Annotated in this window: 23 protein-coding genes; 16 read left to right on the top strand and 7 right to left on the bottom strand. The window is 40.0% G+C overall.

The genetic code is table 11. The annotated features are described in order from the left end of the window. The first annotated feature begins 13 nt into the window (after positions 1-13). Positions 14-622, top strand: a complete 609-nt coding sequence (gene thyX / locus DY109_RS09395) for an FAD-dependent thymidylate synthase (RefSeq protein ID WP_023948614.1) — start codon at positions 14-16, stop codon at positions 620-622. A gap of 77 nt (positions 623-699) precedes the next feature. On the opposite strand, the gene DY109_RS09390 is transcribed toward thyX, so the two are convergent. Continuing rightward, entirely contained in the window at positions 700-894 is a 195-nt protein-coding gene (locus tag DY109_RS09390) for a hypothetical protein (RefSeq protein WP_023948613.1), read from the bottom strand. A gap of 82 nt (positions 895-976) precedes the next feature. Here DY109_RS09390 and DY109_RS09385 point away from each other — a divergent pair, with 82 nt between their 5' ends. From DY109_RS09385 to DY109_RS09355, 7 genes are all read left to right on the top strand, one after another. Beyond that, the gene (locus DY109_RS09385; RefSeq protein WP_115737849.1) at positions 977-1,963 is read left to right on the top strand and encodes a glycosyltransferase; all 987 of its coding nucleotides are present in this window, start codon (positions 977-979) and stop codon (positions 1,961-1,963) included. 10 nt (positions 1,964-1,973) lie between these two features. Further along, complete coding sequence (locus DY109_RS09380) at positions 1,974-2,444, top strand: hypothetical protein (protein WP_112058849.1); 471 nt, start codon at positions 1,974-1,976, stop codon at positions 2,442-2,444. A 44-nt stretch (positions 2,445-2,488) separates the two neighbouring features. Then, a complete protein-coding gene (locus tag DY109_RS09375) occupies positions 2,489-2,893 on the top strand; it encodes a class I SAM-dependent methyltransferase (protein WP_244916667.1) in 405 nt (134 codons plus the stop codon). 59 nt (positions 2,894-2,952) lie between these two features. After that, on the top strand, positions 2,953-3,414 hold the full coding sequence (locus DY109_RS09370) for a glycosyltransferase family protein (RefSeq protein ID WP_023948610.1): 462 nt from the start codon (positions 2,953-2,955) through the stop codon (positions 3,412-3,414). A gap of 75 nt (positions 3,415-3,489) precedes the next feature. After that, positions 3,490-4,422 carry a glycosyltransferase family 2 protein gene (locus DY109_RS12395; RefSeq protein ID WP_115737848.1) on the top strand — a complete coding sequence of 311 codons (933 nt, stop codon included), beginning with the start codon at positions 3,490-3,492 and terminating at the stop codon, positions 4,420-4,422. 63 nt (positions 4,423-4,485) lie between these two features. Then, positions 4,486-6,933, top strand: a complete 2,448-nt coding sequence (gene wecB / locus DY109_RS09360) for a non-hydrolyzing UDP-N-acetylglucosamine 2-epimerase (protein ID WP_181894629.1) — start codon at positions 4,486-4,488, stop codon at positions 6,931-6,933. Further along, entirely contained in the window at positions 6,933-7,922 is a 990-nt protein-coding gene (locus tag DY109_RS09355) for a glycosyltransferase family 2 protein (RefSeq protein WP_023948607.1), read from the top strand. The genes wecB and DY109_RS09355 overlap by 1 nt, the downstream gene beginning before the upstream one ends. A gap of 37 nt (positions 7,923-7,959) precedes the next feature. Here the strand turns inward: DY109_RS09355 and DY109_RS09350 are convergent, their stop codons facing one another. Continuing rightward, positions 7,960-8,352 (bottom strand): GtrA family protein, encoded by a 393-nt coding sequence (locus DY109_RS09350; protein ID WP_023948606.1) that lies wholly within the window; start codon positions 8,350-8,352, stop codon positions 7,960-7,962. Positions 8,353-8,363: 11 nt separating this feature from the next. After that, positions 8,364-9,101 carry a non-canonical purine NTP pyrophosphatase gene (locus tag DY109_RS09345; RefSeq protein WP_023948605.1) on the bottom strand — a complete coding sequence of 246 codons (738 nt, stop codon included), beginning with the start codon at positions 9,099-9,101 and terminating at the stop codon, positions 8,364-8,366. 77 nt (positions 9,102-9,178) lie between these two features. Here DY109_RS09345 and DY109_RS09340 point away from each other — a divergent pair, with 77 nt between their 5' ends. The 3 genes from DY109_RS09340 (at position 9,179) to DY109_RS09330 (ending at position 11,905) form a co-directional block, all read left to right on the top strand. Further along, positions 9,179-10,552 carry an MFS transporter gene (locus DY109_RS09340; RefSeq protein ID WP_115737846.1) on the top strand — a complete coding sequence of 458 codons (1,374 nt, stop codon included), beginning with the start codon at positions 9,179-9,181 and terminating at the stop codon, positions 10,550-10,552. A gap of 9 nt (positions 10,553-10,561) precedes the next feature. Then, positions 10,562-11,326, top strand: a complete 765-nt coding sequence (locus tag DY109_RS09335; RefSeq protein ID WP_023948603.1) for a tRNA 2-thiocytidine biosynthesis TtcA family protein — start codon at positions 10,562-10,564, stop codon at positions 11,324-11,326. Between the two features lie 348 nt (positions 11,327-11,674). Then, a complete protein-coding gene (locus DY109_RS09330; RefSeq protein ID WP_023948602.1) occupies positions 11,675-11,905 on the top strand; it encodes a hypothetical protein in 231 nt (76 codons plus the stop codon). Between the two features lie 476 nt (positions 11,906-12,381). Here the strand turns inward: DY109_RS09330 and pseI are convergent, their stop codons facing one another. Together pseI and pseH are read right to left on the bottom strand one after the other, a co-directional pair. After that, positions 12,382-13,413 carry a pseudaminic acid synthase gene (gene pseI, locus DY109_RS09325; RefSeq protein WP_034549951.1) on the bottom strand — a complete coding sequence of 344 codons (1,032 nt, stop codon included), beginning with the start codon at positions 13,411-13,413 and terminating at the stop codon, positions 12,382-12,384. Between the two features lie 132 nt (positions 13,414-13,545). Continuing rightward, positions 13,546-14,067, bottom strand: coding sequence for a UDP-4-amino-4,6-dideoxy-N-acetyl-beta-L-altrosamine N-acetyltransferase (gene pseH, locus DY109_RS09320; RefSeq protein ID WP_023948599.1), 522 nt, complete (start codon positions 14,065-14,067; stop codon positions 13,546-13,548). A 411-nt stretch (positions 14,068-14,478) separates the two neighbouring features. On the opposite strand from pseH, the gene DY109_RS09315 reads away from it, so the two are divergent. After that, on the top strand, positions 14,479-15,660 hold the full coding sequence (locus DY109_RS09315) for a metallophosphoesterase (protein WP_244916666.1): 1,182 nt from the start codon (positions 14,479-14,481) through the stop codon (positions 15,658-15,660). Between the two features lie 141 nt (positions 15,661-15,801). Here the strand turns inward: DY109_RS09315 and DY109_RS09310 are convergent, their stop codons facing one another. Further along, on the bottom strand, positions 15,802-18,924 hold the full coding sequence (locus DY109_RS09310) for an efflux RND transporter permease subunit (protein ID WP_023948595.1): 3,123 nt from the start codon (positions 18,922-18,924) through the stop codon (positions 15,802-15,804). 24 nt (positions 18,925-18,948) lie between these two features. Next, positions 18,949-20,076, bottom strand: coding sequence for an efflux RND transporter periplasmic adaptor subunit (locus tag DY109_RS09305; protein ID WP_023948594.1), 1,128 nt, complete (start codon positions 20,074-20,076; stop codon positions 18,949-18,951). Positions 20,077-20,495: 419 nt separating this feature from the next. Here DY109_RS09305 and DY109_RS09300 point away from each other — a divergent pair, with 419 nt between their 5' ends. The 4 genes from DY109_RS09300 to DY109_RS09285 all read left to right on the top strand — a co-directional run bounded on the left by DY109_RS09300 (position 20,496) and on the right by DY109_RS09285 (position 26,163). Beyond that, on the top strand, positions 20,496-21,980 hold the full coding sequence (locus DY109_RS09300; protein ID WP_023948592.1) for a DASS family sodium-coupled anion symporter: 1,485 nt from the start codon (positions 20,496-20,498) through the stop codon (positions 21,978-21,980). Positions 21,981-22,066: 86 nt separating this feature from the next. After that, positions 22,067-25,360 (top strand): carbamoyl-phosphate synthase large subunit, encoded by a 3,294-nt coding sequence (gene carB, locus DY109_RS09295; RefSeq protein WP_023948591.1) that lies wholly within the window; start codon positions 22,067-22,069, stop codon positions 25,358-25,360. An 81-nt stretch (positions 25,361-25,441) separates the two neighbouring features. Continuing rightward, a complete protein-coding gene (locus DY109_RS09290) occupies positions 25,442-25,909 on the top strand; it encodes a hypothetical protein (protein WP_034549949.1) in 468 nt (155 codons plus the stop codon). Next, complete coding sequence (locus tag DY109_RS09285; RefSeq protein ID WP_023948589.1) at positions 25,906-26,163, top strand: RNA-binding S4 domain-containing protein; 258 nt, start codon at positions 25,906-25,908, stop codon at positions 26,161-26,163. Before DY109_RS09290 ends, DY109_RS09285 begins: the two co-directional genes overlap by 4 nt. Positions 26,164-26,334 lie beyond the last annotated feature (171 nt).

The following is a 26,334-nucleotide window of genomic DNA, read 5'->3' as shown; positions in this document are numbered from 1 at the left end:
AAAAGGAAACCTAATGCAAATAACACTACTTCATTATACCCCGCTTCATATTTGCTCGAATGCAATACGCACTTGCTGGCAAAGCTTCAGTAAAAGTGATAATGGTGGATATAAAGACAAAGAGCTTATTGATAGAGTTGGGAATATCAATAAACACAAATCTACATTAGAGCATCTTGTGTATTCTTTTTATATCAAAGGTATATCAAGAGCTTGTTTGCAAGAGCTAGCAAGACATAGGATAGCAAGTTATAGTGTCAAATCTAGCCGATACACACTCAATGAATTAAAAAAAGTTAAGATACAAACATTACAAGATGCAAGTGTATTTATAAAGCTTACAGGGATTGATAAGATTGATAATGCAAATCTCATAGCTTTACAGAATTTGCAAGCATTAGTAAAAGATTCTGATATACCAATCGATTATGCTAAATATGCTATGCCTGAATGTTATCTTACAGAATTAAGCTGGACTATTAATGCAAGAAGTTTGCAAAATTTTTTAGAATTACGTACAAGCAAACACGCTTTATGGGAGATTCAAGAATTAGCTAAAGCTATATTTGAAGCATTACCACAAGAGCATAAATATATATTTGAGGGATGTGTGGAGGGATGATTGTGGAATCTAGAATCTCAAAGTAGATTCTGGTTTGCACTCTCTGGATTTTTTGTCTAAAGGTTCAGAATGACACTCTACTTCGTCATTACTTGAGTGAGTGTAACGAGCGAAGAATCTATACTTGCATCGTTTAAATTTCTAGATTCTTCAGTCGCTTTCACCCCTTCAGAATGACAATAAAAACAATTTAGATTCTCTTTTGCTTCGTCCTGTCGTCCTCGCAATGACGATGGGTTGGGTTTAATTCTAGATTCTGCTTTTTCAGCCATAATTTAGCTCTTTTAAAGCACCAAGTAAGTAAAATCCACGCCTACAAATATCTAAATAATCAACCAAAAAGGCAAAAAATCTATGCACTTTCCGCTTGTGTCTATCGTTACTATCGTATATAATGACATCACAAATATCGCGCAGACAATGGATTCTGTGATTTCTCAAGACTATCCAAGCATAGAATACATACTCATCGATGGCGCAAGTAGCGATGGCACAAAAGAGCTTATAGAATCCAAAATCTCCTCATGCGCTACCATAAAGAAAAAAGAGCAGACAGATTCTAGGCTCTATATCGAGGCACTCTATACGCAAACGCCTCATCAGCAAACCCATCAACAAATACTTCATCAACAAACATTTTCTTTGCAAACTTCTTCGCAAGCACCCTCCATCGCTAAAGCATCTCACACGCAAGAGCCCCAAAAAACAATCACCTTTAAGTTTTTGAGCCAAAAAGATAGCGGAATCTATGATGCTATGAATAAGGGTATAGATCTTGCAAGCGGGGAGTGGTGCAACTTTATGAATAGTGGCGATAGATTCTATGCAAATGATTCTATATCACAGCTTTTTAGTGCTTATAATGCTTATATTAGTGGGGGGGGGGCAGCTAGTATTATTTATGGCGATAGTTTTATTGTTTATAGCCCTAAGCATTTCAAGATTCTGCGCTCCACGACGACATCACACAAATACCGACATCATTTTATACATCAAAGTGCTTTTATAGATTCTGCTTTGATGAAGCATCACAAATACGACACAAGCTTTAAAATCGCCGGAGATACGGATTTTTTTGCCAAAGCTTACAATAATGGCGCGATATTTAAGCATTTTGAGATCATCATAGCGAGCTTTAATGTCGAGGGAATCTCTTCAAATCTTTCATTTCTCATGTTTAAAGAGGATTGCAAAATCGGCTACAAATACAATAAATTTTTTCCGTTTTTTTATGCGTTGAAATATATTTTTTGGGTCATTCCTCGTGTGTGTATCCGCAATGCTATTCCCAAGTCATTCCGCAATCGCGCGCGAGTGATTTTTGGCGCAAAAACTACCTAAAGGAGCTACAATGAAAACAATAAAAACACACATAAAAGATAAGCTACGTCCTTTGTATCGTAAATTTCAACAAATTGCAGGGCAGATTGATTTTGTGCCAAGTGGGCATTTTTATTCGCCTATAGCTAATGATTTTGAGATTAATGAGGGCATCGCAAATCTTAAAACAAATCCAAACGATTTGCTTGGTATTAATCTTAATCTTCATACGCAACTTGAAATGCTGCAAATATTTGAGCGTTTTTACAAAGAACTTCCATTTAGTGAAGAAAAGCAATCAGACTTGCGCTATTACTTCAATAACCAATCATATTGTCATAGTGATGGGATATGTTTGTATTCTATGATTCGCTATCTTCGTCCAAAACGAATTATTGAAATTGGAAGTGGATTTAGCTCTTGTTTGATGCATGATGTAAATGATTTGTTCTTTGGCGGGGGGGGGGGGGCAAATCTAACCTCATTGCAATCACACATATAGAGCCATATCCTAAACTTCTTCGATCTTTACTTTATGCTGATGATTTGACTCGCATTGATCTTTATGAAAAACGTCTGCAAGAAATTGATCTTGGTTTGTTTGAAAATCTAGAATCTAATGATATTGTATTTGTAGATTCTACACATGTTAGCAAAATCAATTCTGATGTCAATAAGATATTTTTTGAAATTTTACCTCGCCTTAAAAGTGGAGTTCATATACATTTTCATGATATTTTCTATCCATTTAGCTATCCTGCAGAATGGTTAAAAGAAAAAAGATCATGGAATGAAGCTTATATGTTGCGAGCATTTTTAGAGTTTAATACTGCATTTGAAATTGTGTTTTTTAATACCTGTTTGCATTTTTTATATCCTAAAGAAATGCAAAAAGCATTGCCATTGAGTCTCAAAAATACAGGTGGAAGCATTTGGATTAAGCGCAAGTGATGAGAAGCGATAGATGAAGTTGTGCTATACTTGCATTTTTAGATTTTTAGGGGGTAAATATGCAAAATATTGCTGCAATTTATGGAAATACGATATTTTGGCTTGATGAGACGCATTTTAAGATTCCAGATACAAAAACCAACCCAAAATATCGTATGCCTTTTTGTCATCAAAGCGTATTTGTGCGCACAGAGCTACTCAAAAAGCACAAATTTGATACGCGCTTTCGTATCTGCGCGGATAATGACTTTTTCACCAAGATTTATAATGATGGCGCGAGATTCTGGGATTGTGGGCTTGTGATAAGCATTTATAATGCTTATGGGATCTCATCTACACCAAGTTGGAGATTTTTCAAAGAAGAGCTTGCAATCGGGCAAAAATATAATCGATTTTACTTCATTTCATTTGGGATTAAATACTGCATAATGTTTATAAAATACACTATCAAGCGGATTTTGCCAAAAAAATTATCCTTAGCGATTCAGAGTCGATACAAAGCCAAATCAAACGCAATTTAGTGTTTTTAAAGTATTTAAAAAGTAGAATCTAACTTTCACAATAAATCAACTCAATAAATACAAGGCTAAGGATTTATGCACGCACCGCTTATCTCCATCATCATTCCGACTTTCAATGCAGAATCTTACATCGCGCGATGTTTAGAGTCGTGCATTAATCAAACATTACGCGATATTGAGATTCTCATTATTGATGATTGTGGAAGTGATGATTCTATACAAATCGCCAAAAATTACGCGAGCAAAGACAAAAGAATAAAAATTATCCAGAATCCAAAAAATCTCGGCACTTTTTGGACGCGTATGGAAGGGATTAGGTATGCAAATGGAGAATATGTATTGTTTTTAGATGCTGATGATTATTTGGATTTAAGAGCTTGTGAGAAATCTTATCAACAAGTATTAGCATATCGTCAAAATAATACAAACAATGATCGTGAAAATGATGTAGATATTGTTCATTTTGGTATGCGTTTTTATCCATCTACATTTATACGCGTAAGCCCTCCTGTGATTACTCAAACTTTGCGCGGAGATGAAGTGTTGCATAGAGTTTTCGCCCATTGTGCCACCCCGCCGTGGCACATATGCGCGAAGCTTTATAAAGCTTCGCGCATTAAAAGCGCACGAGAAATTATCGTGGCACATATGGGCGAAGATACGCACTTAAAAATGGCAGAAGATGTGTTGCATTGTTTTTATATTTGTGCCTTAGCAAAAAGTAGTATAGGCATAAAAGATAAGCTGTATGTGTATTGTCATTCTGCCTCTTCTATCACGCGCAAAACTGATCCGATCACTCGAGATAAAAAAGTAAGTGATATAAAGCATATTATTGCTGAATTGCAAAGGTTAGATTCTGTGTCACAAGTACGCTCTAATGCGTATTTCAAACCCGCCCAAACGCAAACAATCAATATTCTTAAAAGTGTATGTGCTTTGGAATATCGCTATGATGATATGAATGCTTATAATGCCGATAGTGTCGGGGGGGGGGGGCAAATTTAGATGCTTAAAATATGCTCCTTCGTATTTACGCGCTTGTCTAGATTCTTTAAAATATCATCGCAAATGGCAAACTTATGTGAGGATTCTAGCCTATCTCATCACATTTGGGAGAATGAGAATCTAAAAAATCTTACACCATTGCGTATTCTTTTTATCCGCTCTAATCCATGTAATCCTGACATACGAGTGCAAAAAGAAGTCGCTTCTCTTAGCTCGTTGCATACAAAGATTTCAATTTTGGCTTGGGATAGAGACAATACCCATAATACAACCCAAATCACACGCATAAAAAGTCATGCTGTTACTATTTATAGATTGGGGATTAAGGCTCAATACAGCGTAGGACTTAAAAATCTCTTTCCGCTTTTGAGATTCCAAATACAATCATTGTGTTTTTTGCTAAGACACAGAAAGCAGATTGATTGTATCCATGCTTGCGATTTTGATACGATTTTGCCTGCGTTTTTGATTGCTAAATGCTTTAACAAAACGCTTATTTATGATATTTTTGATTATTATGTGGATTCATATAATGTCCCACGATTGCTAAAGCCCTTTATCAAAAAGCTTGATACGCTCATGATAGAAAAGAGTGATGCGTGTATTATTTGCTCAGATGAGCGCATTCACCAAATCGCCCCAGCCAAGCCAAAAACTCTTGAAGTTATCCACAATGCTCCATATTTTTTTAAGCCACACTACGATTTTACCTTGCAAAATGCAGAATCCAGAAGTCTTTTAAAGCATTCAAAAATTATCAAGATTGCTTATGTTGGTGTGCTTGCAAAAGAGCGGTATTTGGAGGATTTGCTAGAAATCGTAGCAAATGATACAAATCTAGAGCTTCATATCGGTGGTTATGGAATCTTAGAATCGCTAGTGCAATCTTTTGCTTCAAAATATCCAAATATTTATTTTTATGGAAAGATTCCATACGAGCAAACCTTAGAGCTTGAAGCTCAATGTGATGTGATGACGGCATTGTATGCGCCAGAAAATAGAAACCACTTTTTTGCCGCACCAAATAAATTTTATGAATCTCTTATGCTTCAAAAGCCAGTGATTATGATAAAAAACACAGGCATGAGCGAAATTGTAGAATCTAACAATATAGGGGAAGTGATTGAATTTTCTCAAAGTAATCTCTCTCAAGCCATATATAAAGCCTATGAGGGCGATTCTAAACAAAAACAACAAAAGCGATTGCAACTTTATATGGAACGTTATGGTTGGGAAATTATGGGCGATAAACTTACTCAACTTTATGTAAATCTTTGCCCAAAAATCAAACGCAAACCGCTTATCATGCTTATCTTTGGCACGCGACCAGAAGCCATAAAAATGTCTCCGCTTGCAAAAGAGCTCAAAAAACACACAAATATCTACACGCTCATCGTATTGAGCGGACAGCATAAAGATATGCCATTACCAATTTTGGAGCGTTTTGGTCTCAAAGCCGACATAAATCTAAACATCGCAAAGCCAGCCCAGAGCCTTGAATATATCAATATCGCAATTCTTACTGCCCTAAAGCCATATTTAGAGATTTTGCGTCCAAATATGGTATGCGTCCATGGTGATACCCAATCAGCATTTGCCACATCTCTTAGCTGTTTTTATCATCATATTCCGCTTACGCATGTTGAGGCGGGGTTACGCACTTATAATCTCCAAGCTCCATTCCCCGAAGAATACAATCGCCAAGCCATAGCCTTAAGCGTAGCACTACATTTTGCTCCTACCGCGCAAGCCAAAGCAAATCTCATAAAAGAAAATAAAAATCCAGATTCTATTTTTGTCGTGGGTAATACCGCCATAGATGCACTTCATACGATGATCTCAAAAGATTTTTCTTCTCCTTTGCTTGAATGGGTAGGAAATGATAAGCTTATCGTGCTTACAGCACATAGAAGAGAGAATCTAGGCGAGAATCTTAAAAATATTTTTAAAGCCATAGCCATGCTTTTAGATTCTGTCCCTAATATTAAGGTCATCTATCCAATCCACCCAAATCCTTTTATACAAACGACAATCAAAGAATGCTTAAAAGATTCTACAAGGCTTAAGGTTATCCCTCCGCTTGATGTTTTTACTTTTCATAATCTCCTAAACCACGCCACTTTGATCCTCACTGATAGTGGTGGCATACAAGAAGAAGCACCAAGCCTCAATAAGCCCGTGCTTGTGCTACGAGAAAAAACCGAGCGAACAGAGGGCGTAGAATCTGGCACATTAAAACTCATTGGCACAAATGCAAATGACATCTACACCCAAACAAAATTTTTACTTGAAAACAAAGAAGCGTATAACAAAATGGCAAGCGCACAAAATCCTTATGGAGATGGTAAAGCAAGCGAAAAAATCACACAAATCATTTTAGAGCATATCTTTGCGGGGGGGGGGGGGGCAAAATATTACCTCATAGTTAAGCTTTTCCTCTATCACACTTACCAAAAAAATCAAACACAAAATCCTTATATATCTAATCCTATGCTAAAAGAGGCAGCCTAATGCCTCTTATCTCCATCATCATTCCGACTTTTAATGTAGAATCTTACATCGCGCGATGTTTAGAGTCGTGCATTAATCAAACATTACGCGATATTGAGATTCTCATTATTGATGATTGTGGAAGTGATGATTCTATACAAATCGCCAAAGATTACGCGAGCAAAGACAAAAGAATAAAAATTATCCAAAATCCAAAAAATCTCGGCACTTTTGGCGCAAGGAAAGCAGGCATACTCCAAGCAAAAGCGGAGTTTTGTATGTTTGCCGATCCTGATGATTATTTCGCGCTTGATGCATGCCAGAGTGCTTACGTTCTCATCACGTACCACAAAACCGATATGGCGCAATTTGGCATTGACTATATGCCAAAAAGCTTCAAACGCATTAAGCCAATCGTGCATAAAGGCATTTTAAGCCATGATAAAATGCGCTATTTTCTTAGCGCAGGAAATAATACTCAGGGTCTTTGTGATAAAATCATCAAAACATCGATTTTGCGCGAGGCACTAGAGAATCTAAGCTTTATCAATCAGAGGCTTTTAATGCTAGAAGATGGGCTTTTGGTGCTTGTAGCAAGTCTGCACGCCCAAAGCTATGTCGGCAGCAAGCAATGTATATATTTTTATTGTGATAATCCAAGCTCTATCACCAAAGACAAAAGCCTTGCAAATTTCCATAGAATCCAGCAGCAAATCACATATCTTTTGCAAATCACACAGAATCTAAAAACTCTATATCCTGCGCATTCTGCGCTTATCTCAGCCTATCAGCGCAAAGTCGCTTCGACATTGATGATTGAAAGTAGGCAATACACACTTTGTGAGGTCTATCACTCAATGCTATTTTTGCGAGAGTTTGGCTTTGAGAAAAATTGTGATATCGCGCCTTATTTGAAGGCGACAGCACTCTCGCTTCTGTATGCCTTTAGATGGCAAAATCTCGTGCGCCTTTTGGGATTTGTATGTAGCTTTGGGAAGTTGCGTCTGTGAGGGCATAAGATTCTTATGAATCTAACGACTTAGAATCTTACTTGGGATCTTGTTTGAAAGCCCAGAATTTACTCACGATATAGCCTGTGATCGTATAAGACACAGCAGCGATGATTTGAGCAATGTATTCATTGATTCCAAGCATTCTGTGGCTGATGATAAGTGTAAGTAGATTTACACCATAGGCGATCCCCATAGCCACGCCAAATCGCACCATATCTTTTGTGTGTGAATTTTTTGATTGAAAGGTGAATTTTTTATTCAAGATATAAGAGTTCAAAAACCCAACAACCCAGCCCGCAAAATTAGCAATCTCAGGCATCACGCCAATAAACATTAGTCCAAACATCACACACCACGACACAAGCGTATTTATCGCTCCGACAAGCGCATATCGCAATGTAGAATGCTGCCATATTGTTTTTATCATTTTTGCTCCTTTTATGACTTTTTATGCTCAGATATATATTCTCTTACTTGTTCTAGGGCTTTTTTGCGATGAGAGATTGTGTTTTTGACTTGAGGCTCAAGCTCTGCTAGAGTTTTGTCAAACCCATCTGGCACAAACATACAATCATAGCCAAACCCATTATCGCCCCTTTGCTGCGTGATGACTTTGCCCTCACATTCTCCAAACCCGCAAAACTCAATCATTTTGCTTTCGCTACTTTTATCTTTATCGTGGCTTTTTGCATTGCTCTTTACATGGCTTTTTGCCCCGACTTTTACTTTGCCTATTATTTTGCCTATGATCGCCACGCAAGCGACAAATCTCGCGCTAGATTCTCGCACTTTGTGCTTTTGTAGTTCGCTTATGAGTTTTAAGCGATTTTGCTCATCACTTGAATTTGTATCATTATCACTTGTATTTGCATAGCGCGCACTTTTTATGCCCGGCTCTCCATGAAGTATATCCACACAGATTCCGCTATCATCAGCCAATACCAAAATCTCATCACAATCTTTTAGCCACTCATTTTTGAGTGCCTTATCTTGTAGTTTTTCAAATACAGCGTAAGCTTTGATGAGGGCATTTTCTTGAAAGCTTTTGCCAGTTTCTTTTGGCTCTATATCAATGCCCGCTTCTTTTTGGCTTTGGATTTGCGCGATTTCTTTAAAAATCTCTCGAATTTCTTTGATTTTGCCTTCATTATTGCTTGCAATAAGAATTTTTAACATTCTCAAACGCTCCGATTTATTGTGTATTTTTTTGTATATAATAACACATTCTAAACCCATAAAATAAAGGAATATGAATGTTAAAAGCAGTTTTGCCTCTCACACTTGTGATGAGTTTAAGGTTTTTGGGACTTTTTTGTGTTCTTCCTGTGATTTCTCTGTATGCACAGAGTTTTCATTCATCTACTTTTTTGCTTGGGCTTGCAGTAGGTGGGGCATATCTTACGCAAATTATATTCCAAACACCACTTGGAATCCTAAGTGATAAAATCGATCGCAAAAAAGTCGTGATTTTTGGGCTATTTGTTTTTATGATTGGTTCGACTATTTGCGCTATGGCACATGATATTATCACGCTTATTATCGGGCGATTGATACAAGGAGCAGGTGCTATTGGCGGGATTGTAAGTGCGCAGATTTCGGATTTTGTGCGTGAAGAAAAGCGCACAAAAGCTATGGCGATAATGGGCGGCGGGATTTTTGCTTCTTTTACGATAGGTATGCTACTAGGTCCTATTGTCGGCGTGCATTTTGGTGTGGATTGGTTGTTTGCTATTACGGCGTTTTTGAGCTTATTTTCTATCGTTCTTTTGTGGGTGAAAGTGCCAAGCACACCTAAAATCTCGTATTCTTTTGAAGAATCCACACAACAGCAGGCATGGAGAGAGGTTTTGAAAAATAAAAATCTTGTGATTATGAATCTTAGCTCGTTTTTGGAAAAAACATTTATGACTTTTATTTTTGTGCTGATTCCGCTTTTGTTTGTCAATGATTTGGGACTCAAAGAAGATGATTTATGGAAAATCTACATTCCGGGCGCATTTTTGGGGATTTTAGCCCTCGCACCTGCAAGTATTTTGGCTGAAAAATACAGCAAAGCAAGATTTGTGATGAGTTATGGGATTGTGCTATTTATCGGTGCATTTGGGCTGATAGGCTTTGGCGCGAAAAGCCATTTATATATTTTTGTAGCAGGGATTATTTTGTTTTTTATCGGATTTGCCACGCTTGAGCCTATTATGCAGTCTCTGACAAGCAAATACGCCAAAATCAACCTTAGAGGTTCGGCTTTAAGTATTTTTACGACATATTCGTATTTGGGATCGTTTGTAGGCGGTGTGCTTGGAGGGATCGCGTATGGCAGAGTTGATATTTTTTATATTGCGTTGAGCGTGTGTTTTGTCTGTGTATTGTGGCTTTTGTGTATTTGGGCTTTAAACAACCCCACAAAGCAAAAAAATCTCTACCTCTCAATCGCACAATACGATACAAACAAACTTGCCCAAATCCAAAACCAGCAAGGTGTGATTGAATGCTATATCAATCACACGGAGGGCGTTATTATTTTTAAATACGATAGTGATTTGCTTAAAACTGATGAAGCCATTAAGCTTGTCGAGACGATCAAAATCTCTCCATCTAAAATCCACACTCAAAATCCACACATTTAGGTTAGCACAATGCAACATATCACAATCAGCAAAAAAATCCTAAATATCGTTGGCAGAACCAACGCAAAATACAATCTCATCAAAGAGGGCGATAGAGTGCTTTTGGGGCTTAGTGGCGGAAAAGATTCTATGATGCTTGCGACGATTTTTGCGTATATGAAAAAGCATGCGCCATTTGATTTTGAATTCAAAGCACTCACGGTTGATTATGGTCGCGGAGGCGAGTATGAATACATCATTGAATATTGCCAAAAAAACGACATTCCGTATGAATTATTGCGGACAGATATTTATAAGATTCTAGAAGAAAACAAGCGTGATGGCACGATTTATTGTAGTTTTTGCTCGCGAATGAGGCGCGGGACGCTGTATTCACAGGCGTTAGAAGGCGGGTTTAATAAACTCGCGCTTGCTCATCATTTAGACGATGCGACTGAAAGTTTTTTTATGAATCTCACTTATAATGGCTCTTTGCGCTCAATGCCGCCGATTTACAAAGCCCAAAATGGCTTGTATGTGATTCGTCCATTAATTTTTGTGCGCGAGAGGCAGATTATAGATTTTATATCAAGCAATAACATCTATATAGCACCTGATTGTAATTGCCCTATTAATTGGCTTCCAGATGATAAGCGTCCAAAGGCTCGGGCAAATACAAAAGAGATTCTCGCCACATTAGAATCGCAGAATCCATTGTTTTTCAAATCGCTTCAAAACGCGTTTAAAAATATTCATATTAATAGTTTTTGCGATGAGCGGTATTTGGATTCTTGAGTTTATGTGCCACATTGTGTTTGTATAGAATCTAGTAGAATCTGTCGTGTTTGTCGTCATCACAAAGCCCATTAGGGCTGTGGCAACCCAATTTGACTAGATTGCTTCGTCCTATCGTCCTCGCAATTGATTGGGCAGGCTTGTCATTGCGAGACATGAAGCCGAAGCAATCCAGACTTTATTTTTCTGGATTCTTCACTTTCTGTGAAAGCTTAAGTGATGACAACAAGGGCGACATAGAATCTAGGACTCTATGCAAACGCAAGAGAGCGTAAAGAAATTCTAGGATTTTGAGTAAATTATATATCTTTATATTCTTTTGGATATGTTTTTTACTATAATCAGGCTATGGGCAAAAAAGAGCGTATTAAATTTACACTTGACATTGTTAAGGGCTTAATATTTGCTTTTTTAACAGCATTGTTTGGAATCTTTGCATTTGTGGTAATTCGTATTGACACACTCAATAAATTTCAAGCAGTGGCTTCTGTGATTGGAATCGCTGTAATAGTATTTTTCTTTTATTTTTTAATACGCTATCTCATTCAAAAGTTTGATGAATTGGAGGATTTAGAATGATTGGGTTAATCATAGCAACCTTTGCAATAGTGGCTTTTTGTGCTTTGGCTCTTTACACTGTTAAGGCTATATCTTAGAGGGCTTAGAATGATTGAAAATCTTGCACTTGGCATTATTGCTTTTGGTTTATTGTTTGTTCCTGCAATGGCTATCAAAGTGGCACTTGATGATAAGAAAAATGATAAGGTAAAGGCTAAGAATTAAATGAGCCTAATTTTAATGATTCGTTCTATCGCAATAGAAAGTGAGCCGAAGTAATCCGCAAAATCTGCCAAAACTCTAGAATCTAGAATCTATCATTTTTTTTGTCATTGCGAAGCCCTTTAGGGCTGTGGCAATCTATTTTGACTAGATTGCTTCGTCCTATCGTCCTCGCAATTGATTGGGCAGGCTTGTCATTGCGAGCAAGGTTTATCCTTGCGTGGCAATCTATAAGAACCCACTTTTAGAATCCTAGATTCTATGCAAAATAGATTCTATTCAAAATCACCCTCACACAATGGCTCTCCTCTATGTAAATTTTTGGTCGCTTTTTTGCCTAAAATCATCGGTAAAAGCTTTGGAGGAAGCCCAAATCCGGGTCGGATTGATCGGATATTTTCTGAATTGAGAATCTCATTTTTTTGAATATCTTGGCAGACAAACAGGCTACGGGCAAATTTGCGCTGTGATTGGAGTGCGCGCTCATCGCGATGCAGTGTGCCATCACCAAGCGCGAGATATGCGTTATTGACGCGCTCTACCATAAGTGCAAACTCTTGCTTATCCATACTAAATGCGCTATCAACCCCGCCTAATGAGCGATCAAGGATAAAATGCTTCTCTATCATATTTGCCCCTAATGCAGTCGCTGCAATCGCGCACACATCACCCAAAGTATGATCGCTTAGACCATATTTTGTGCCATATTGTGCGAGCTTTGGCATATACGCGATATTTGCATCTGCAATGGGCGCAGGATAAGAGCTCGTGCATAAAAGTAAAGTGATGTTATCATTTCCTGCGTTTTTGCATACCTCGATTGCGTCGATAATTTCATTATGTGTGGCTATGCCTGTGGAGATTATGATTGGCTTTTTTGTGCTTGCTACAAGCGCGATAAGCTCAAGATCGGTGATTTCAAAGCTTGCGATTTTATACATCGGGCAGTTGAGAGATTCGAGTAATTCAAGGGCGCGCTTTGAAAAAGGCGAGCTAAAAATGCCAATATCGATAGATTTTGCAAATGCAAATAATTCTTTGTGCCACTCAAATGGCGTGCAAGCCTGCTTGTAAAGCTCATAGAGATTCTGCCCGTCCCAAATTGTGCGAGAATCTATTTGAAAATAACGCGTCTTTGCATTGATAGTGAGACAATCAGGTGTGTAGGTTTGGAGCTTGACAAAGTCAGCCCCGCATTCTTTGGCTGCTTGTATGCTTTGGAGTGCGAGATTGAGATTTTGGTTGTGATTACCTGAAAGCTCAGCGATGATGAGTGGTTTTGGGGCGCGCGCTGTTGTGGTGTGCATTGTAGCGTGTATTGTGGTGTGATGTGTTGAGGTTTTGTCTGTGTGGTGATTCATATATATCCTTTGATTTTTTGAGTGTCTTTGATGTGATAGAATCCTAAATCACAAATTATGCCTGCGTTATTTTAAAATTTATTCCAAAATCTTTCCATAGATAAGAGTATCGACAAAGGCATTGTCTTTTTTGATGAAGTCTTTTAAAACCCCTTCTTTGCAGTATCCATTGCGCTTGTAGAATCTTATCGCGCGCGCATTAGAATCTAAAACTTCCAAATGCAGTGAATGAAGCCCGAATTCTTGATGGGCTATTTTTTCTAATGTCTGAAGTATTAAAGTGCCTTTATTGTGGATAAGGCTGTCTTTTGGGTTTTTGTAGATTCCGATGTAGGCGTGCTTGTGGATAATGTCAATACGACTTAGCGATCCAACTCCTAGTAAATGCACCCCCTGCTTAAAAAGCCAATATATTCTTTTTGGATCGTGATTGAGGCTTTGTATAAACTCTATATGCGACTCAAAGCTTATATGCTGTGAATACATCCAATGGCTCACTAAAGCATCATTTCTCATCTCCCACACAGAGCGCACATCTCGCGTATCCATAAGGCAAAAATCAAGTGCGTATATATCATCATACAAAAAATTTTTTGGCATAGATTCTACTTTGAAAGTGGCATTTGCGGTATTGTAGCTAAATTATGCTTGATTGCACCAAATCCTCTTTTTTTGTATATTTCAATGGGTTTGAAATTTTTAGCCTGCGATGAACCTAACGCCCTTTTTATCTCTCCATAGAATCTAGACTCTAGATTCTATTTTCCATGTGATCTAACTCCTCTCTTTTTGCTTCTTTTTGCAGATTGCTTCGTTTGGCTTATCTTGTGTTATTTTGGCGACGCACAATATAATGCGACTCACTCGCTAAACTCGCAAAACTACAAAAATAAGCTAAAAATAGAGAATTTTTTACACGCTCTTTTTGTGTTTGCATAGAATCTAGAATCTAAAACTATCAAATTTTATTTGCTACAATCTTGTTTTTAAAATGTGCTTTCAAGGATTATGATGAAAATATGGCTTTTGGTTGGGTTTATATTGAGTGCTTTTGTGCTCTCCAAAGTATATGCTTACAAGCGATTTTTGCGCGATAGTGTGCTATTTACACATCACAAAAAACTTTTAATTGCACTGCTTGGGGTGGTATTTTTGGGCGAGATTGGGTTTTTTATCCTTGCCAAAGAGCAAAATTTCAATCATTTGACATACAGAGTGCTTGGGACTTTTATAGTGATTGGGTATTGCTTATTTGCTGCTTGCGTGATAGGCGATATTGCACGCAGTGTGGCAAGAATCTTTAGCACAAAAATCACAAAACGCACAAAAATTTTGCAATCATCACAATCATCAAGCCCAAATACAAATCAAATCAATCAAGGCAGGAGAGAGTTTTTTAAGATTCTGCTTGATTTAGGAATCGTAGTTTTGTTTTTTGTTTTTACTTTCAAAAGCTACAAAAACGCTTGCAATGTGCCACCTATCAGAGAAGTGCGCATACGCTTACAAGGACTAAAATCGCCAAAAACTATCGCTATGATTTCAGATGTGCATATCGGCAAGGTGTTAGGAGAGTCGTTTTTAAGAGGCATTGTTAAAAAAATTAACGCGCTTAATGCTGATATTGTCGTTATTGTCGGGGATTTGGTTGATGAGGCGATTGATTTTGTTAAGCAGGATTTAATGGTGCTTAATGAGATTCAGAGCAAAGAGGGTGTGTTTTATGTGAGCGGGAATCACGAATACTATCATGGCATAGATTCTATTTTGGATTTTCTTGAGAATCTTAATCTTAAGATTTTACATAATCAAAATATAGAGCTTGAGGGATTTAATCTCGCAGGCGTTGATGATTTGGCGGGTTTGCGCTTCAAAAAATACGAGCCTAATCTCAATCTCGTGCGCAAAGGCTTAAACTCAAGCAAACCAAGCATTTTGCTTACACATCAGCCAAAGTTTTTGAAGTTTTATGATGTGAGCGATTTTGATTTGGTATTGTGCGGGCATACGCACGCAGGGCAAGTGTTTCCGCTTTCTATTTTTGTTTGGCTTGATCAAAAATACATTCATGGGCTCTACCGCTTAAGTCAAAAAACGCAACTTTATGTCAGCAGCGGAGCAGGATTCTGGGGACCGACAATCCGCTTCCTAGCACCAAGTGAGATTGTGAGTTTAAAAATTTATCCTGCTTAGATTTTATAGATTCCATGTCGTCTTTATCATTATTCTAAAGAGTGAAACAAAGTAATCCACCAATTTTCGTCCATTATTTAAACATTAGCGTTGTAATCAAAAATAAGCAAAAAACACAGAATCTAATGTAGATTCCAAAGTTTATTTTGATAATTTTAGCTTTTTTTCTCCTATCCATTCCCCGAGTTTGGCGAGGTAAAGGAAAAAGAGTGGGATAAAAAATATCGCTAAAAATGTCGCAGCAAGCATTCCGCCAAGCACACCCGTGCCGATGGCATGCCGACTAAGCGCACCCGCGCCACTACTTAATGCTAGTGGTAATACACCAAGACTAAAAGCAAGCGAAGTCATCACAATCGGGCGAAATCTAAGCTTTGCTGCTTGAATAGCAGAATCAAAAATGCTCAAACCCTTTTTCTCGCGCAAATGCGAGGCAAACTCCACAATTAAAATCGCGTTTTTTGCACTCAAAGCAATAAGGAGCAAAAGCCCTACTTGAAAATATATATCATTATCTAGCCCGCGAAGATAAGTAGCAGCAATCGCGCCAAATACACCAAAAGGCACAGCAGTTAGCACTGCTAAGGGCATAAGCCACCGCTCATACTGCGCAACAAGAATCAAAAACACAAACAAAAGCCCAAATATAAAAGCAATGCTACCACTTCCACCACTTGCCCTCTCTTGAAAGCTAGCTCCCGCATAGGCTAGCTCATAATCTGGCGACAAAACCTCGCGAGCCACAGATTCTAGTGCTGCCATTGCCTCACCACTTGAATACCCCATATTAAGATAGCCTGTGATTTGCGCGGCAGGAAAGAGATTAAAGCGATTGATAATCTCCGCGCCCACAATGCGCCTATATATAAGTAGCGCGCTCAAAGGCACAAGATTCCCGCTTCTTGATTTTACAAAGACTTCACTTAGATTTTCAGGCGAGATACGAAAATCCTGCGCGCTTTGGACTATCACGCGAAATGTGCGATCGTAGAGCTCAAAATTATTCACATAATAGCTACCAAAAGTAAGCTGCATCGTGCGGAACACATCGCTGATATTTACATCTAGCGCACTTGTGGCTTCGCGGTTGAGCTCAATTTCGTATTGTGGCGTATCCACAGCTAGGCTTGTTACGATTCTGCTAAATTCAGGGCGCGCACGGGCATGCTCTAATAATAAATCCGCGTAATGCTTTAATTCTTCCATACTGCCACCACCTTTGCTCTGCAATTGTGCATTCACCCCGCTAGAATCTAGCCCTATGATAGTTGGTGCCTGCCCGAAGATAAAAGTAGCGTTTGGATAGTTGGCGTATTTTTGGGTAAGCTTGGCGATAATCTCTCTATCGCTTTGCCCAGCACCCTTGCGCTCACCCCAATCAATAAGCCGCTCAAAAGCGACCCCGCCATTACTCTTAAAATTTCCCGCTAAGAAGCTATACCCGCTTATTGTTGTCTGTTCGGCGATGAGTGGATTTTGGCTCATATCTTGTATCAAGTCTTGATTTACAGCAATCGTGCGACTTAATGCACTTCCTTCAGGCAAGAGCGTATGCACGATGACAAAGCCCATATCCTCACTTGGCACAAGCGAAGTTGGTGTGATACGAAATAGCTGCCAAGTGGAGAGAATGAGAATCACAAAAAGAGAAAGCATAAGTAAGCTATGCTTTAGCGCACGCGCTAAGGTGCGCGAGAATCTAAAAGTGAGCTTTTCAAAAAACGCGTTAAATTTAGCGATTGGCAAAATCGGCGCACTCTCGTTGCGACGCAAAAACATCGCACAAAGTGCGGGCGTAAGAGTAAGCGCAACACAGCCAGAAATCACCACAGATATGACAATCGTAACTGCAAACTGCTTATACATCTCCCCGCTAAAGCCACCCATAAAACACACAGGCAAAAACACAGCCGAAAGCACTAGCACAATAGCAATCACAGGGCTTGTGATTTCTTTCATAGATTCTATTGTGGCTTCTTTGGCGCGCAAATGCTTTTGGTGCATAATGCGCTCGACATTTTCAATCACAATAATCGCATCATCTACGACAATGCCAATGGCTAGAATCAGCCCAAAGAGCGTGAGGAGATTGATAGAGAATCCAAACGCATAAAGTCCTGCAAAAGTGCCGATGATAGACACAGGAATAGCAATAACTGGAATAATAGTCGCACGAAGTGAGCCAAGAAAGAGATAAATCACAAGCACGACAAGCACGATAGCCTCAATGAAGGTTTTAAGCACTTCATGAATTGATGCGGTTACAAATTCTGTCGGGCGAAAGGGGTTTGAATAGCGCATACCCTCGGGGAATTTTTGCGCCAAAGATTGCATAGTCTTTTGCACAGAATCTGCCACTTCTAGCATATTTGCGCCCGGCTGTAATGTGATACGCAAAGGCACAGAGGGAATGTTGTTGTAATAATTATCCGTGAGATAATCTTGTGCGCCAAGCTCCACGCGCGCGATGTCTTTAAGCCGCAAAGTCGAGCCATCAGGATTTGCGCGGATAATGATATTTTCAAACTCCTCTTTGCTTGTGAAAAGTCCTTTTGTGGTGATTGTATGCATAAAAGCTTGCGCGCTTATGGGTTCTTTGCCGAACTGCCCAGGCGCAAACTGCGCATTTTGGGATTCTATCGCAGATACGACTTCAAGAGGTGAGAGATTAAAATACGCAATCCTATCAGGCTCAAGCCAGATTCTCATCGCGTAATTTTGCAAGCTCCACAGCTGCACATCACCGATACCCTTAATGCGCTTTAGCTCATCGATGACATTTAAAATCGCGTAATTCGCGATAAAAAGCTGATTATGCGCGGGATTATCAGAATAAAGATGATAAAGCCCGATAACTGCACTGCTTTGCTTGCTGACATTCACACCATTGCGTTGCACTTCTGCGGGCAGTTGAGAAATCACGGCTTGCACGCGGTTATTGACATTGACTAACGCCATATCCGGGTTTGCCTCATTGCTAAAAAACACGCTTATATCAAGCTGCCCGCTAGAACTCGCACTTGATTGGATATAGAGCATATCTTCAACGCCATTAATGCTATTTTCAAGCACACTTGCCACGCTCGTTGATAATGTCTTGGCATTTGCGCCCGGATATGTCGCACGCACGAGAATCTGCGTAGGAACGAGCTTTGGATATTGCTCAATTGGTAGATTAAACATACAAAGTAGCCCTGCTATCACAACCACGATTGAGAGCACCGCTGAAAACGCAGGGCGATTAATGAAAAACTTTGAAAACATACAATTCCTTCATAATTATTTTTATTATTTTTGATTGTTGGGAATAGATTCTTTTATGAGCGCGATAGGTGCGCCATTTTTGAGCTGTGCGATATGTGAAGTGATGAGTCTATCGCCACTTTTTAATCCTGATAGTATAAGTATTTGCTTTTGAGGCGTTTGCTTATTTGATAGAATCCTGCCGGGCGTTACATAGCGGATTTGCGCGGTATTTTCTTGTGCTATATACACAAAACTTCCGCGAGAATCCTGCATAAGCGCACTTTGCGGGATACAAATCATATCTGAGAGATCAAATCCTTCAAGCCTCACGCGCACAAAATCATTTGGCATAAGCGCATAATCTGTGTTTTGGATAATCGCGCGCGCCTTGATAGAGGTTGTCTGCGTATCGAGCACAGAATCTACAAAATCGATTTTGCCAATCTCATGATATGTCTTGCCATTACTTTGAAGCACAAACACCTTGATATTGCCCTGCAAATTTTTCATCACCGCATAATCCTCATTTGGTATAGCAAACTCCGCATAAATTGGGCTTAACTGCGTGATTGTCGTCAAAATATCTTGTCCGCCTCTGCCGATAATATTGCCAACATCATAATTTCTCATACCCATTATGCCATCAGCATTGGCTATGACGCGCGTATAGCTTAAATCAAGCTTGGCGTCCTCTAAAGTGGCTTTTGCGCTTTGCAGGCTTGCTTTTGCAACATTGTAGTTGTATAGCGAAGTGTCGTATTGATCGATTGTAAAGATTCCTTGCTTGTGAAGTGCTTGTATCCGCGCCCAATCTCTGCTTGTGCGATTTAGGTTTGCAAGTGCGCTTTCATATTGTCCTTGCGCTGTTTCTACGCGGTTTTTGTAGCGCGCAGGATCGATGACAAAAAGCACATCGCCCTTTTTGACGATTGTGCCTTCTTTGACTTTTTGTTCGAGCAATTCACCCTCGACACGAGCATAAATATTGACACTTTGGATACTTTTGAGTCTAGCGGGGTATTCAAAGCTAAGATCAATTGTGCTAGGTGAAATGGCTATGCTTGAGACTTGCAATGGCTCTTTAGTCTCACTTGAAGTGTGTGTGGTATCGCACGCGCCAAATAGCACAAGCCCAAGTAGCATAGCACAAAAAAACTTAATCACATACATATAATTCCTTTGTAGATTTTTAAGTAATATAGATTTTAAGGCAGAGCCTCAAAATAAAATCACAATTATAAAGTATTACACCAAGTGTTTGTCAAGAGAAAGTTGATGAAAATCGTAAAGATAGAATCTGTTTTGTTTTTTGCTTTATTCACGCTTACAATACCTGACAATAGATTCTAGATTCTATGCTATTTTGTCTTCATTGAGAGGCGTGAAGCCGAAGCAAAAGAGAATCTAGATTTGCTCCACAACTAGATTTCGGTAGATTCTAGATCCTGTGTATTATCACTCAAAGCTAAAATATCAAGTTTTTATGAATTTTTATTTTATAAAAAAACAATTTTTGAGCTATTTTCAAAAATTGTTGTGTATAATGGCTTCTTGCATTTCATTTTATAAAGTATTTGGAGGCAAGAATTATGGATAAAAAAAATATCACTTTTTATATCAAGCTTTTTGTGCCTATTGTGATAGGCTTGGTGATGTTTGCGCTGCCAACACCTGAGGGCTTAAGCGTGAATGCATGGCTGTATGCGAGCATTTTTGTCGCGCTTATCATTGCGCTTATCTTAGAGCCTGTGCCCCCAGCACTCATTGGCGTGGTGGCGATCACTATCGCTGTGCTGTGTAAGGTAGGACCCGCAGGCAGTGGCAATGTCGAGCATACCATAAAAGCGAGCGAGGCGATTAAATGGGGCTTAAGTGGATTCTCTAATAATGTCGTGTGGCTTATTTTTGCGGCTTTTAGCATAGGGCTTGGATTCTCAAAAACAGGCTTGGGGCAGAGGATTGCTCTGTATCTTGTCAAAAAGCTTGGTAAATCAACGCTTGGCATAGGCTATGCCATCGCCTTTGCTGATGGAATCTTAGCACCATTTATCCCAAGTAATGCCGCGCGTAGTGGCGGGACATTGTATCCGGTGGTAACCTCAATCGCAAATATGTTCCAAAGCACGCCAGAAAAAGATCCCAAAAAAATTGGCTCATATCTTATATGGACGGGGCTTGCGACTTGCTGCGTCTCAAGCTCGATTTTCCTCACAGGGCAGGCTCCAAACCCTCTTGCGCTTTCACTCCTTGGTAAGCAGGGGATTGAGAGTGTGGATTGGCTTGGGTGGTTTATTGCGTTTGCGCCTGTGGGGCTTATTTTGTTTTTGCTCACCCCGCTTTTGGTGTATTTTATCTATCCGCCTGAGATTAAGGGCTCAAAAGAGATCGCACAATGGGCGAGTGATGAATACGCAAAGCTTGGCAAGATTACAAAGCCACAAATTTATATGATTGGTATTTGCTTGCTTGGGCTTGTGCTTTGGATTGGCTCAAGCGCGTTTAAGATAGATTCTACCACTACCGCGCTTTTGCTCATCGTGCTTATGTGCGCGTGCAAAGTCATCACTTGGCAGGATTTTTTGAGCAACAAGCCTGCGTGGAATACGCTTGTGTGGTTTGCCACACTTGTGGCGATGGCAAGCGGACTGAAAAATGTAGGGTATCTTGATTGGGCTGGAGGCTTGCTAGGCGTGTGGCTTAAAGACATTACATCATTTTGGGCGCTACTTATTTTGCTACTTACTTTTAGTGTGTTTCGCTATCTTTTTGCCTCAGGCACAGCGTATGTAACGGCGATGATTGCTATTTATGCCACGCTCGTGCAGTCTGTGAATGGGCTAGATACCGCGCAGGCTATGCTTATTTTGCTTTTGCCTATGGGCTTTATGGGGATTATCACCCCTTATGGCACGGGCTGCTCTCCTCTATGGTATGGAAGCCATTACATTAAAAGCGGCGAGTTTTTTAAGCTTGGCGCGATTTTTGCGGCGATTTATATGGTGATTTACTGCATTGTGGGCATTCCTTGGGTGGAATTTATCTCGCCATATTTGACTTTTCATATAGCAAGTTAATTTAGTTTTTGGGCTGTGATTTTATCTTTGTTTTATTGCAGATTTTCTATAATTGTGGAATCTATTTCTAGCGTTAAGGATCGTGCATGCCCAAACGAGAAGACATCTCCACTATTTTGCTTATCGGCTCTGGACCCATTGTAATCGGGCAGGCTTGCGAGTTTGATTATTCAGGCACGCAAGCGGCTAAAACGCTTAAAAGCCTTGGCTATAAAGTCGTGCTGATAAACTCAAACCCCGCGACCATTATGACAGACCCCGACTTTGCGGATAGGACTTACATTGAGCCCATCACAGAAGAGATTATCGCAAATATCATAAAGCAAGAGAGCGTCGATGCGATACTACCGACAATGGGCGGGCAGACAGCACTCAATGTGGCGATGAAAATGTATGAGCGGGGCATGCTTAGTGGCATAAAGTTTTTGGGCGCAAATCCAGAGGCAATAAAAAAGGGCGAAGACAGGCAGGCTTTCAAAGAGGCTATGCTAAAAATTGGTATGGATTTGCCAAAATCGCGCTATGCCTACACGGAAGAAGAGGCTTATAAAGCAGCCCAAGAGATTGGATTCCCTCTCATTATCCGCGCTAGCTACACGCTCGCAGGTGGCGGTAGCGGCGTGGCGTATAATATCGAGGAGTTTAAGGCTTTGGCAAAAAATGGGCTTGATGCAAGCCCGATAAATGAGATTCTCATCGAAGAGTCGCTGCTTGGTTGGAAAGAATTTGAAATGGAGGTTATCCGCGATAAGAATGATAACTGCATTATCGTGTGTAGCATTGAGAATCTTGACCCAATGGGCGTGCATACAGGCGATTCTATCACGATTGCCCCAGCCCTCACGCTGACGGATAAAGAATACCAACGCATGCGCGATGCAAGTTTTAAGATTCTGCGCGAAATTGGCGTGGATACGGGCGGCTCTAATGTGCAGTTTGCGATAAATCCTAGCAATGGCAGAATGACAGTCATTGAGATGAATCCACGCGTCTCGCGCTCTTCAGCCCTTGCTAGCAAAGCCACGGGCTATCCGATTGCCAAAGTTGCCACGCTTCTAGCGGTTGGCTTTAGCCTTGATGAGATTACTAACGACATCACTGGCACGCCCGCTAGCTTTGAGCCTAGCATTGATTACATCGTTACCAAGATTCCGCGCTTTACTTTTGAGAAATTCCCAAGCGCGGATTCCACGCTTACAACCTCGATGAAGTCTATCGGCGAAGTTATGGCAATTGGTGGAACTTTTAAAGAATCTTTGCAAAAGGCATTGTGTAGCTTAGAACTTGGCTATTATGGGCTGAATCCTATCACGCAAGACAAAGAGCTTGCTAAGCTTGAAGCGCGTCGCCCAAATGCAAAGCGATTGCTTTATGTCGCGGATTGTTTTCGATTGGGCTTGAGTATTGATGAAGTGTATAATTTATGCCATATTGACAAATGGTTTTTATTGCAAATCAGCGATTTAGTCGCTATGGAGCGCACGATTACAAGCGATATTTTGCATAGCAGAGAGCTTATGAATGAGGCAAAATCTCAAGGCTTTAGCGATAAGATGATCGCGACTTTATTGCAAGCAAACGAGAATCTAGAATTGAGTGAGAGCGATATTTTTTCTATTCGCCAAAAGTTAGGTGTTATGGCTACATATCAAGAAGTAGATACTTGTGCTGCGGAGTTTGAGGCATTGACGCCGTATCTTTATTCGACTTTTCCACCCTTAGCTTTAAGTATAAATTCGCCTTTAGATATGCAATGCGATGGATTTGATTTATCACCAAAAGCCCCTAAACTTGCCAAAGTCTTAATCATCGGTGGTGGTCCAAATCGCATAGGACAGGGTATTGAGTTTGATTATTGTTGCGTGCATGCTAGCTTTGCGCTCAAAGATTTGGGCGTGCAAAGCATTATGTATAATTGCAATCCTGAAACAGTCAGCACAGATTATGATACAAGCGATACGCTTTATTTTGAGCCGATAGATTTTGAGCATATCCATTCGCTTGTATTGCGCGAGAATCCAAATGGTATCATCGTGCATTTTGGCGGACAAACCCCGCTCAAACTCTCAAAATACCTCACAACAATCAATGCAAAAATCATCGGCACACAAGCCAAAGTCATCGATATAGCCGAAGATAGGAAGAAATTCGCTCTTTTTGCGCAAAAATTAGGACTCAATCAGCCCCAAAATGGAAGTGCTATCAGCAAAGAAGAGGCATTTAGTATCGCAAATACGATAGGCTACCCTGTGCTTGTGCGCCCAAGCTATGTGCTTGGCGGGCGTGCGATGCGGATCGTGCAAAATGACGAGGAATTGCGTTTGTATATGGACGAAGCGGTGCAAGTGAGCGAAAACTCTCCTGTGCTAATTGATAAATTTTTAGATCATGCAATCGAGCTTGATGTTGATGCGATTTGCGATAGTACAGAAGTGTATATCGGCGGGATTATGCAGCATATCGAAGAGGCGGGAGTGCATTCGGGGGATTCTACAAGCGTGCTTCCGACGATAAACGTTCCAGAATCTATGCTCGCACAGATCAAAGAAACCACGACAAAAATCGCCATAGAGCTTGGAATAATCGGGCTTATCAATATCCAATACGCTATCTATCACAATGAGCTTTACTTAATCGAAGTCAATCCTCGTGCCTCACGCACTGTGCCATTTGTCAGCAAAGCCACAGGTATTCCGCTTGCCAAAGTCGCTACGCGCGTAATGTGGCAGGGCAATTTGCGCGAGGCGTTGAGGTTTTATGATGCTTTTTCTCATGTTGATTTTTCTACTACACCTATGGAGCCAAAAATATCGCATCATATCTCGATCAAAGAATCTGTCTTTCCATTTAGCAAGCTTAGTGGTGCGGATCTAAGCCTTGGACCTGAGATGAAAAGCACAGGCGAAGTTATGGGAATCTCACAAAGCTTTGGTGTGAGCTTTGCAAAAGCGCAAAAAGCCGCTACAAACACCCTTCCAACAAGTGGCAAGATATTTTTATCGCTCGCTGATTGCGACAAAGAGCATGCGCAAAGTCTTGCACGATCGTTTATAGATTTGGGCTTTGAGATATGCGCCACAAAAGGCACGCACGAAATCCTAGCAAAACAATCCATACCCTCACAACTCGTGCTTAAAATCTCTGAAGGGCGTCCAAATATCAAGGATTTGATGATGAATCAAGAAATCGCAATGGCGATAAATACAAGCGATGATAGACATCAGACTAAGAGTGATTCTAGTATGATTCGTCATCAAGTGCTCAAAAGTGCGATCCCTTACTTTACGACCATAGCAGGTGCTGAAGTCGCCGCACAATCAATACTTGAGATAAAGAGCAATGATATTCATATACCAAAACCACTGCAAGAGTATTTGTAAGGTGCCAAGGGGTTAAATGAGAGGTTAAATGAGGTTTTAAATGGGAGGATTTAAGGATTGTTGAGGAGAGAAGTGCTTTATATGGATTCTAAAGCATTCTATAATACGCAAACAGATATTGTTTTTTTGGCGCAGACAGATACGACCGCAGGACTTCTCTCAAGCGATCCCACACTCCTTAATCGCATAAAAAATCGCCCATTGCACCAAAGCGTAATCCTCACGATGAGCGACTTTGCCACGCTCAAATCCACCTATCGCACCCCTAGAATCCATAGGCACTTTATCCGCCATGCCAAGCGCACAAGCTTTATCCTGCCAAATCGCCACTCTTTCCGCGTGGTGCAAGATGAGGAGCATTTGAAGTTTTTGAGGGTTTTTAAAAAACTCTACTCCACCTCTGCAAATATAAGCAAAAAAAGCTTTGATCTTGCATGGGCAGTGGAGCAATGTGATATTGTTGTGCTTGATTCTAGGGGGTTTTGTGAATGCAGAAGTTCAGCTATTTTTAAGCTCAATAAAACAAAATATATAAGGATTAGAAAATGAGAATCGATGCTTTTATGAATGCTACAAACATAGTCAAAAGACGCTCAATAGCGCAAGATATGTGCGAAAATAAAGTCGTGAGTATCAATAACCAAATAGCCAAATCAAGCCGACTTGTAAAAGTGGGTGATGTGATTACATTGCAATTCCTCGAATACCAAAAACAATATGAAGTCCTAGCGATTCCACAAACAAAATCTATCCCAAAATCCAAAATGCAAGATTTTGTCAAAGAAATCCCCACTTCCAAGTAAAATCTAGATTTCAAATCCTAGCTTTTTGGTAAATTTTGCGGATTGCTTCAGCTCTCTTAATTAGCGACGCACGATATAGTGCGACTCATTCGTTCGCCTTGCAAAGCCATAAAATTTATTTAAAAATCTAGATTTTCTTTACGCTCTCTTGTGTTTGCGTAGAATCTAGAT

It is taken from the genome of Helicobacter fennelliae (genome assembly GCF_900451005.1).
GTDB lineage: Bacteria > Campylobacterota > Campylobacteria > Campylobacterales > Helicobacteraceae > Helicobacter_B > Helicobacter_B fennelliae.
This window is presented reverse-complemented; position numbering and strand designations above follow the sequence as displayed.